We start from the raw sequence: 10,433 nt of genomic DNA, 5'->3' as shown, positions 1-10,433 counted from the left end.
CTTTATTCAGGGTATGGTGTTTACGCCCTTCGACTCCGCTCAGGACGAGCGGAGTTTGGAGGTCAATGAAGGAGCCCATCAATTGCATTGAAACCGTGTACTGGGTCGGTTCCCCCTTGTTCCCAGAGACCTCCGTGGGAATGCCTACCAATCCCCAACCGTCAATACAAAACTGCGTAGCTCCGCACTCCCCGCAACAGGGAAACCGGGCGGGTATCGATTCGCAACAACAAGGTCAACCATCATGAAAGCAGCCGTCGTTCATCATTTCAAAGATCACCTTACCATCGAAGATCTGCCGTTACCCAAACCAGGCCCTCGGGATGCACTGGTGAAAATCCATGCCTGTGGTGTCTGTCATACCGATCTTCATGCCTGCCATGGCGACTGGCCGGTTAAACCAAAACTACCACTGGTGCCCGGCCATGAAGGTGTGGGTACGGTCACCGAAGTTGGTGACCAGATCAGTCATATCAAACCGGGCGACCGGGTGGGTATTCCCTGGCTCTATTCCGCCTGTGGCTATTGCGATTACTGTCTGGAAGGCAAAGAAACGCTCTGCCTTTCACAGCACAATGCCGGTTATTCCATCGATGGCGGCTATGCCGAGTACTGCGTGGCGGCTGCCGACTATGTGGTTAAAGTTCCCGACAATATCAGTTTTGTCGATGCCGCCCCCCTGTTTTGTGCCGGAGTTACCACTTATAAGGCCCTGAAAGTCAGCCGCACCAAACCCGGTGACTGGGTGTCCATTGTCGGTGTGGGCGGGCTTGGTCACCTGGCCATTCAGTATGCCGTGGCCATGGGCCTTAATGTGATTGCCGTGGATACCGGGGCGGAAAAGAAAGCATTATCCCTGGATTTGGGAGCCACTCACTTTATCGACTTTATCAGGGAGCAGCCGGAAGAAAAAATTCGCTCTCTGCTGGGTAACGGTGTTCACGCTACTGTCTGCACAGCGGTATCCAAAGCGGGCTTTGAAAGTGCTTATCGCTCCGTGCGCAGGGGAGGAACCTGCGTACTGGTTGGACTCCCCCCGGAGGAAATGCCCATTCCTATTTTCGATACGGTACTCAACGGCGTTTCTGTTGTTGGTTCCATCGTAGGTACCCGCAAGGATTTACAGGAATGCCTGGAGTTTGCTGCCCGGGGTAAAGTAAAGGCGATTATCCAGAAACGAACCCTTGAAGAGATAAACGCGATTTTTGACGAAATGGAGAAAGGCGATATCGCCGGGCGTGTTGTTATGGAGCTGGTGCAGTAACACCCTCTTTTTGCCACGGAGACACAGAGGCACGGAGAAAAAGATTTTTTCCTTTCTCCGTGCCTCTGTGTCTCCGTGGCAAAGTTTTTCTTGGCTGGATAGTATCTGAAATGTGGATAAACGGAGCTTGGGTAAAATGGTCTACTGCTGTCGTTTTGCCTGCTCTACTTCAAACTTCTCCAGCCGTTTATCCCAGGTTTTGAACCGTGTTCGGCAATAGGCATCCAGTTCGTCGTATGTCTGAAAATACAGTTCGCAGCCATCATTAATGGGAGCATCCCTCTCACAGGCTTCGTTACTGTGTTCCCGGCAGATAACGGGGCGTCGTTCATAGATACCACAGCGATTATCCGGCAACAGAAATTCACACTGAGTCTGACAGAGCAGATACCAGCCATTGCCATCCTTGAAAATATGCACGCCCTTATGAGCCACCTGCCAGAGCAGCACATCAAACGCGTGCATACTGCGGGGAGTGTCCAGTTCCTGGGTAATGTAAGAGCAACAAAGGGCAGTACACTGATCGCACTTGTTGCTGGAAGTGATGTCTCTGGTTTCGATCCGGTTAACCATATCTGACACGACAAGTAATAAGTCCTGTTATTGTAATTGGCTACGAACTAAAAAGCCGGGCTACTGTTTTCATGGGCAGAAACATGCGAACTTTACCATTATGTTCACACAGAACTTCAAACCCATATTTTGCATAAAACTTCTCTGCGGCATCGGTTAAACAATCAACAATAATGGCGTATACACGCATATGAGCGTTTATTTCCCACAGGTATTTCAAGGCATTTACAAGGCAGATTTTTCCTAACCCCTCGCCCTGAAATTCTCGATGAACCGCAAGCTGTGCGATCAAAAATACAGGAATAGGATACCGTGGCAGCTTCTTTACCAACGCTTTAGGTAAAGTGTCTCGACAGATTGAGCCTGGCGCAATGCTGTAAAATGCACAAATTGGTATTTTTTGATTTGGCAAAGGGTTTGATGCAGGCAGAACCATTGTACGACTGATACCTGCCTGCATATGTTTTGAGGCTTGAGTCTGGATGAACAAATTAAGTTCCGTTTCACCACAATCAAATGACGCTCTATCGTGGATACCTTTATCGAGTTCCACAAACTCCCTTGACCAGCTCACTTGACACCTTTCTCTTCGGTAAATGCCAGGGCACCCCGCAAAGCCTTGTTTGGTGCCTTTGCCTTTTCGCAGGCTTCTGTAAAGCGATCAAAGACATCGTTTTCAACTGTCATCTTTTCATATTCAGAAATAACCTGTGTAGCGTCTTCATCCATAAGCCTGACAACGTATTCGGTCAAGCTCTTCAGTCCCAGTAGAGCTGAAGCCTTCTCTGCCTTAGCCTTGATTTCCTCATCAAGTCTCAGGTCCAGGCGTGCAGTAGCCATATTTCACCCTCCATTTGTACGGATATCTTCCGTATAGGCAGAGTTTAGACCTGAGTGTTCCTGTAAGCAAGTTGTACGGATAAATGACGGATTATTTAGTGAATGTAACTTGGCAACGCGCCAGAACTCAAGCCAAAATCTTAACCGGCACCCGACGGCTGCCCCAAATACCCGGCTGCTGTTCAAACACACCGGCAACCGGTGTCCCACACTGCTGGCAGACCCCCTTACCTTTAGACGCATCAACCCCCCATTCCCCAAGTACATACCAGTCACGTTCGATGAGCAAACTATTACACTGATGACAGCGGGTACTGCCACCGTCAGCATCATGGACATTGCCGGTGTAGGCGTAGCGAATACCATGATTCAGCGCTATTTGCCTGGCCATGGTCAGCGTAGCGGCAGGTGTATGGGGATGCTCCCGCATTTTCCAGTCGGGATGAAATGCCGTGAAGTGAATAGGAACGTCCACTCCCAGGTGCTCAACAATCCACTGACACATGTCGTTCAGTTCATGTTCAGAATCATTTTCACCGGGAATCAGCAATGTGGTGATCTCAAACCAGACAGAGGTTTCATGTTTCAGATATTCCAGTGTTTCAAGGACCGGTTGCAGAGCGCCACCACAGATCTTTCGATAAAAATCTTGACTAAACGCTTTCAAGTCAATATTAGCTGCGTCCATATAGCGGAAAAACTCAGCGCGGGGCTGATCACAGATATACCCTGCTGACACCGCCACCGACTGCAAATTTCTTTCATGAGCCGCTTGGGCAACATCAATGGCATATTCCAGGAAAATCACCGGGTCATTATAAGTAAACGCCAGTGACCGACAGCCCAGTTGTTCAGCCGTATCCGCCAGTTGTTCTGGCGATGCCTGGTCGGCCAGGGTATCCATCTCACGGGATTTGCTCATATCCCAGTTCTGACAGAATTTGCAGGCAAGGTTGCAACCCGCTGTACCGAATGACAGAACCGGGGTTCCCGGAAGAAAGTGGTTCAGCGGTTTTTTCTCAATAGGATCGATACAAAAACCGGAGGAGCGACCATAGCTGGTAAGAACAATCTGACCACTTTCACAGGCACGGACAAAACAGAGTCCCTGCTGCCCTTCCCGAAGTTTGCAGGCCCTCGGGCAAAGATCACATTGGATTCGCCCATCCTCAAGTACATGCCAGTAGTTTGTTAACACATTTCCGGAAGGTGTTTTTTCCCTAAGCATGATCCATCTCCAGACCAGGTTCACTGCCTGATTGTCATCCTGAGGTAATAACCAAGGCTATAATTATAGGCTCTGCCGACATTATTTGAGCGATGCAAATAAAGAGAGTGGTTTATTTCGCTTGAAATGTGCCGGTAGGCTCAGCCACTCCCGGGGGAGAACCCATAATGATTATTCGCCAACCCGCTGTAGCCGGAACCTTTTACCCAGACTCATCCAACGCCCTGGCCAGCATGGTCAAAGAGATGCTCAGCGATGCCCGCCCCAGGGATTTCTCACCAAAAGTGCTGGTCGTTCCCCATGCTGGCTTTATCTATTCCGGTCCTGTCGCTGCCAGCGCCTACCGCCTGCTGCACTCAATGCGCAAGAATATTCGCCGGGTTGCCCTGCTCGGCCCCAGCCATAGAATTCCGCTGCAGGGCATGGCCCTGCCGGACTGTGAAGCCTTTGCCACACCGCTTGGTAATATTCCACTGGATATTGAAGCCATGGTGGAACTGAAACAGTTCAGCCAAGTAGAGACCGTCGATGAAGCGCACGCCTGCGAGCACAGTCTTGAGGTCCAGTGCCCTTTTCTGCAGGAATGTCTGGATGATTTCAAACTGATTCCGATCGTTGTTGGCGACACCAGCCCGATAGCGGTAGCTGAGGTGATCGAGTACCTCTGGGGAGAAGAAGAAACCCTTATTATTATCAGCTCCGACCTCAGTCATTATCACACCTATGAAGAGGCCTGTTACCGGGATAACCAGACGGTTAAAGCCATTGAACAGCTCAGTTGTAATTTAACCGGTGGGCAGGCCTGTGGCTGCTATCCTCTTAATGGCATGTTGAAGGTTGCCCAGCACCGGGGAATGGATGTTATTACGCTTGATGTACGCAACTCCGGAGATACTGCAGGCGATAAAAGCAGGGTCGTGGGCTATGGTGCCTTTGTTATTCAATAGCGCGATTATCCAGCAGATCCAGGCTGCACACATCCACAAACAGGACGCTCAGCCGCTATCAGATGACATGGAGCCGTTATTCAGAGGTCCCGTTGGGTGGCGATAAAAACCAGAAGGAGGCTATCAATGCCTCTAACGAAAGAAAACGGGAATTTCTACTGTGCAAATTGACCCCACAGAAAGCCAGAAAAGAGAATTATTGCGCCTTGCCCGCAAGACCATCAGTGAAGGGTGTACCCGGAGTCTGCCACCGGAACCATTACAGGAAAAAGATCTGGCAGACTTCTTTCTGCAACAAGCCGCCAGCTTTGTAACACTGCAAAAGCGGGAGGAACTGCGGGGCTGTATTGGTTCAACCCAGGCTTACCGGACACTGTTGGATGATGTTATCCATAATGCCTTCGCCAGCGCATTCCGGGACCCACGGTTTCCCCCGGTGACTGAACATGAGCTGACCGACATCAAAATTGAAGTTTCCGTACTGACACCTCAGGAACGGATGGACGTTGCTGACGAGAAAGACCTTTTAAAGCAGCTGCATCCCGGCATCGACGGATTATTGATTCGCAACCCTCAATACAGCGCAACCTTCTTACCGCAGGTGTGGAAACAGCTGCCTAATCCACGGCAGTTTCTGGCCCATTTGAAAAGCAAAGCCGGTATGGCTCCGGGGTTGTGGCCTGACGATATGGAGTGCTTTCGTTATCGGTGTGTTAAGTTCGAAGAAAAGAGAAACTACAGCTGACTATTAACTCGAATGGCCAGCTTGATAAAACGGCCACCGGGACAAGACTGCCCGATGACCATGAGCTTTTAATAACACGTTTTTAATGAAACGCTCTTAATTAAAAGAGTACGATTCGATCAAACCACTTCAAACAGGAAGTGATTTTTCTTACCCAATTTCACCAGGAAGAACCGACCATACATGGCGTTCTGGGTTGCAAAGCATTCTGGCAGGTTCATATTATCTGCCGTGCCACGAGCGACACCATTAAAGAACACTGCGTTATTAGCCAGCGCATCTTTAACCTGCTTGCCGGACTTAACCATGCCGACTTCTGCAAACAGCTGCGTCATAGCCAGGCCTTCCAGCCCAGTCCGCTCGATGGTTGCACTTGGCAGGCCATCCTGCTTCAGCTGCTCCATATCGGTTTCTGAAAGCTGGGTAATGTCCCCCGAAAACAGTGCTTCAGTGATGCGCTCCGCCGCCTTAAGACCTTCCTCCCCATGCACCAGGCGGGTAGCTTCACGGGCAAGAATCCTTTGGGCTTCCGGCCTGCCCTGACGCTCAGCATCCGCTTGCTCAATGGCCTCAATTTCTTCCATGCTCAGGAAGGTGAAGAACTTCAGGAAACGATACACATCCGCATCAGCGGTGTTCATCCAGAACTGGTAAAAGGCATATTGGGATGTCTTTCTGGAGTCCAGCCAGACCGCACCGCCTTCTGTTTTACCAAACTTGGTGCCATCAGACTTGGTAATCAATGGTACCGTTAACCCGAAGGCACGGGCCTTATTCTGACGACGGGCAAGGTCAATACCGCCAACAATATTCCCCCACTGGTCACTGCCACCGATCTGCAGGGTACAGTCATAACGACGGTTCAGCTCGGCAAAGTCCATGCCCTGCAGCAGGGCATAGGAAAACTCGGTAAAGGAGATACCGGAGCCTTCCCGGTTCAGCCGTTGCTGTACCGACTCCTTGTTGATCATGGCATTCACCGCAAAGTGTTTGCCGATATCTCTCAGGAAGTCCAGAACATTCAGGTCGCCGGTCCAATCCAGATTATTGGCCACAACGGCGGAGTTTTCTCCACAGTCAAAGTCGATGAACTGACTCACCTGCCCCTTGATTTTCTCAACCCAGCCAGCCACAACCTCCGGGGTATTCAGTTGACGTTCAGCCGCCTTGAAGCTTGGGTCACCAATCAAACCGGTGGCCCCACCCACCAGGGCAATGGGTTTATGACCCGCTTGCTGGAAACGCTTGAGAACCAGCAATGGCACCAGATGGCCAAGATGGAGACTGTCAGCAGTAGGATCGAAACCACAATAGAGCACCCGGGGCTGTTCGCTCAGATGAGTGTCCAGTTCCTCAACCGCAGTGGTCTGCGCGATGAGCTGGCGGGCCTGAAGATCTTTAAGCAACGGGTTTTGACTATCGGACATTTGCCTTTTCCTGCGACGATTCGATGATTCAACCGGAATACCGCGGTGGATGCCAGAGGCCCTGACATCAAATCAAGAAAAAATCAAGCCGTTCAAAATACAACAAAATGCTGCCGGAACAAATGCCTGACCTCTACTAAATAAGGTAAATTTCAGTGTATTTACCTTACCAGGCCTTTACTTCATAGACTGGAACTAACGTTAAATCATAACTGTCGAACCTATCACGAATTTCTGGTACATCGGCTGACCAGTGCAGAAAAGGCTGACCAGTACAGAAAAGCGCTAATAACCATGCAGGGTATACCCTCCCATGGGTGCGTGGGAGTGCATACCGGAGCCTGCAGTATGTGGAACAATCTGTTTCAGCCCGGAATCATGAGAGTTTAATGGGGGTCTAATTTGCGGAGAGGTTTGGTATGCATTCCCACGGTGAACCGTGGGAACGAGTCCTTACATCGGCTGATTGATACCTCATGCCCAATCTGTCCAATCGGGCACTGTTTGACATTTCTGCTGAATCTTCACAATACCGGTTCCATCACATCGGAAGGAGAAGTCTTTGGATTATCCGCAACCACTGTCGGCACCAACAGCTTCAAACTACCCTGCAGCTCACCCGACAACACCCGCAGCCTGCCAAGAAAAAGAACCTTCATACCAATCTGAGCAGACGGGTTCAGGTTTTTCAGTGGGTGATGCTGCCTGGGTGGTCATGCGAACCCTTTCAACAGCCGCCGAGTGTCTGAATTTTGTCTGCAGAAAAGTGGTCGTCCTGTCCAGTGTTTGTGTTGGTGGTTTTACAGGTCTGCTTCAATATGCCCATGAGAACCTGGGGGATAGATCGGTTCAAAAGGTGCCAGCGGAAGAAAATAATAGAATTGACCAGCAGCCCACCTCCGGGCTCGTTAATAAAGAGCCTGGTGATAAAGAGCCCAGAGATAAAGAGCCCAGAGATAAAGAGCCCAGAGATAAAGAGCAACAAACGACTTATCTCCAAAACCCCACTGTTCTCCAAAATCCCCCGGTGGAAGAGTACGTCAGGCAAGGTGCCAATAGATGGAAGAACTTTGTAGAGTCCAGTACAACACCCGGTTCTGAATACAGCTGGATGTATCTTGCCAGCATGGTCATGTCCTTAACCCTTTCCGTCTGTGTGCTGGGTATAGTGGGTACAATTATTCTGCATACGCCACACTGGCTGTTTAAGGCAGAACCTTATATCAATCTCAATAACCCAGCATGCCCCTCCCCTCAATCACTGTTCCAGTCGGCTTCAACTCTGTCTTCTGGCTATCAGGATCGACAATCGCCAGCCCCCGATCCGGTAGCAGATACCCGACCTCTGGATAACCCGAGCAGCCAGTCCACACACCCACCTGTCGAACTACCGCCAGCCGCCGTGACCTCAACAGGCGAGCCAAGCCAGGAAACACTGAACCACCCATCAACGCCTGCAGTAGAAACAAGCAATAATAGCCAGGACTCCCGGCAGCAGCCTGAACCTACAAACCAACACCGCACAGCGTCACTTCATGGGTCACTAACTACCAGTGCTCAAACCACTCAGCAAACGCCCACCTGCCCCGCACCTTTCTCACAGACAAACCAACCGTCAGTGCAGACAAGGCTGCACTCACGTATTGCACCATCCACAAGCAATCACATTCCAACATCAGTTTCAGTACATAAACTCTGACGATGAACAACTCCCTTCTTTCAACCGATTAGAAAACAGAATAATTGACCTTGTATTGACGTACCTTTTCTGACGGATATGACTTACGGTATTTTTTATCGTTATAATTTACTGATCACCACATTCAAGACGGCGTTAAAATCTTAATGAATAAAGCCATCCCGATGGGCGCAACACGGATCAACCAGCGCCTGAAACATTTCCCCAGGCGACACTTGCTGCTGGCAAGTACCATCGCTGTCAGCATCATGGGGTTGATGGCTCTTCTACCCTCTGGTGACGTAGAAGCCAGGCGTAATGAAATCCCAATGTCCATTGATGCTTTCCAGCCTCAGGAAGCCACCTCTGAGCTGACCAGCACCGTCACAACTCCCGGGTCTTCCCCATTTGTCAGCAACCAGAACTCTAATCAATCAGAAACAGCAATCAAAAAAGAAGTGGAACAGGACGCAGAAGCCAAAGCACTGGCAAAAGCCGCATACGACCTGGAGCAAAAACTTGGAAAATGGCACAACGTCACCATTAAATCTGGCGATAATTTATCGGTGTTATTTAATAGTCAGGGGTTAAATGCCAGTGTTGTTTACCAGGTTGCCAACACGCCCAAGTATGGCGAAACACTGGCCAGTATACGTCCGGGAGAATCTCTTGAATTCCGGATTAATCAGGAAGGAACCCTGACCCAGCTGCGCTACGTCAAGTCCAGACTGGAAAGCATCTTCTTTAACAGGGAGGACGATGGCTACCAGGCAGAACTGGTTACCCTGTCACCGGAAATCCATCCCACCTATGCCAGTGGCACCATTGAAAGTTCTCTCTTCCTTGCCAGCCAGAAAGCAGGCCTATCCCAGAACCTGACCATGGAGCTGGCCGGTATTTTTGGCTGGGATATCGATTTTGTTCAGGATATCCGCAGTGGTGATAGCTTTAATCTGCTCTATGAAGAGAAGTACCTGGAAGGGGAAAAACTGGGCGATGGCGATATTCTGGTCGCCAGCTTCACCAACCATGGACAGACCTATACCGCCATCCGCTATACCGACAGTAACGGCGATACCGACTACTATACCCCTGACGGAAAAAGCATGAAGAAAGCCTTTCTCCGTACTCCAGTGGACTTTACCCGTATCAGCTCAAGATTTAACCCCAACCGTCTGCACCCGGTATTCAAGACCAAACGCCCTCACCGGGGGGTCGATTATGCTGCCCCGATGAATACCCCAATTAAAGCCGCTGGCGATGGCCGTGTGCAGTTTTCCGGCTGGCAGAATGGTTTCGGCAATGTGGTATTTATTCAGCACCCGAATAATGTTGTTACCGTCTATGCCCATGCCAATAAACTGGCCGGCCTGAAAAAAGGCCAGAAAGTCCGTCAGGGCCAGACCATAGCCTATGTTGGCAAAACGGGCTGGGCCACCGGGCCTCACCTGCATTATGAGTTTCGTGTCAATGGCGTTCACAGAAACCCGGTGACGGTTAAGCTCCCGGATGCAGCACCTATCGCCAAAAGTGAAATGGCTAACTTCAGGAAAAAATCCAAACTGATGATTGCCAGGCTTGAGAAGCACAGGGAAACACTGCTGGCTACGCAGTAACCCTGACAGTGATTGAAAAAACCGTCATTCAGGCACGTGAGGTGCAGAGAAATCTGATTTTTACTTTGTGTCTCAGTGCCTTTGCCGTGAAAAATATTTTGCTTAACGATTTTTC

At 50.1% G+C, this 10,433-nt stretch carries 10 protein-coding genes; 5 read left to right on the top strand and 5 right to left on the bottom strand.

The features are described 5' to 3' along the window. The first annotated feature begins 244 nt into the window (after positions 1 to 244). Positions 245 to 1,264: an alcohol dehydrogenase AdhP gene (gene adhP, locus KDK15_RS05115; RefSeq protein WP_257294287.1), complete on the top strand. Its 1,020-nt coding sequence runs from the start codon at positions 245 to 247 to the stop codon at positions 1,262 to 1,264. Positions 1,265 to 1,405: 141 nt separating this feature from the next. Here adhP and KDK15_RS05110 read toward each other — a convergent pair whose 3' ends face one another. From KDK15_RS05110 to amrS, 4 genes are all read right to left on the bottom strand, one after another. Next, entirely contained in the window at positions 1,406 to 1,837 is a 432-nt protein-coding gene (locus KDK15_RS05110; RefSeq protein WP_257294288.1) for a YkgJ family cysteine cluster protein, read from the bottom strand. A 40-nt stretch (positions 1,838 to 1,877) separates the two neighbouring features. Then, positions 1,878 to 2,390, bottom strand: coding sequence for a GNAT family N-acetyltransferase (locus tag KDK15_RS05105; protein WP_257294286.1), 513 nt, complete (start codon positions 2,388 to 2,390; stop codon positions 1,878 to 1,880). Positions 2,391 to 2,407: 17 nt separating this feature from the next. Then, entirely contained in the window at positions 2,408 to 2,677 is a 270-nt protein-coding gene (locus tag KDK15_RS05100) for a DUF1778 domain-containing protein (protein WP_257294285.1), read from the bottom strand. Between the two features lie 127 nt (positions 2,678 to 2,804). Then, positions 2,805 to 3,905, bottom strand: coding sequence for an AmmeMemoRadiSam system radical SAM enzyme (amrS, locus tag KDK15_RS05095; protein ID WP_257294284.1), 1,101 nt, complete (start codon positions 3,903 to 3,905; stop codon positions 2,805 to 2,807). A gap of 167 nt (positions 3,906 to 4,072) precedes the next feature. Here amrS and amrB point away from each other — a divergent pair, with 167 nt between their 5' ends. Next, on the top strand, positions 4,073 to 4,852 hold the full coding sequence (gene amrB / locus KDK15_RS05090; RefSeq protein ID WP_257294283.1) for an AmmeMemoRadiSam system protein B: 780 nt from the start codon (positions 4,073 to 4,075) through the stop codon (positions 4,850 to 4,852). 160 nt (positions 4,853 to 5,012) lie between these two features. Beyond that, positions 5,013 to 5,597: an AmmeMemoRadiSam system protein A gene (amrA, locus tag KDK15_RS05085; protein WP_257294282.1), complete on the top strand. Its 585-nt coding sequence runs from the start codon at positions 5,013 to 5,015 to the stop codon at positions 5,595 to 5,597. 119 nt (positions 5,598 to 5,716) lie between these two features. Here the strand turns inward: amrA and tyrS are convergent, their stop codons facing one another. After that, positions 5,717 to 7,024 carry a tyrosine--tRNA ligase gene (tyrS, locus tag KDK15_RS05080; protein WP_257294281.1) on the bottom strand — a complete coding sequence of 436 codons (1,308 nt, stop codon included), beginning with the start codon at positions 7,022 to 7,024 and terminating at the stop codon, positions 5,717 to 5,719. Between the two features lie 562 nt (positions 7,025 to 7,586). Between tyrS and KDK15_RS05075 the strand changes: the two genes are divergently transcribed. Continuing rightward, on the top strand, positions 7,587 to 8,723 hold the full coding sequence (locus tag KDK15_RS05075; protein ID WP_257294280.1) for a hypothetical protein: 1,137 nt from the start codon (positions 7,587 to 7,589) through the stop codon (positions 8,721 to 8,723). 146 nt (positions 8,724 to 8,869) lie between these two features. Further along, the gene (locus KDK15_RS05070; RefSeq protein WP_257294279.1) at positions 8,870 to 10,318 is read left to right on the top strand and encodes a peptidoglycan DD-metalloendopeptidase family protein; all 1,449 of its coding nucleotides are present in this window, start codon (positions 8,870 to 8,872) and stop codon (positions 10,316 to 10,318) included. Positions 10,319 to 10,433 lie beyond the last annotated feature (115 nt).

The sequence above is a fragment of the Endozoicomonas sp. YOMI1 genome, from assembly GCF_024606345.1.
Lineage (GTDB): Bacteria > Pseudomonadota > Gammaproteobacteria > Pseudomonadales > Endozoicomonadaceae > Endozoicomonas.
The sequence above is the reverse complement of the archived record's forward strand: the minus strand, read 5'-3'. Positions and strand labels throughout refer to the sequence as shown.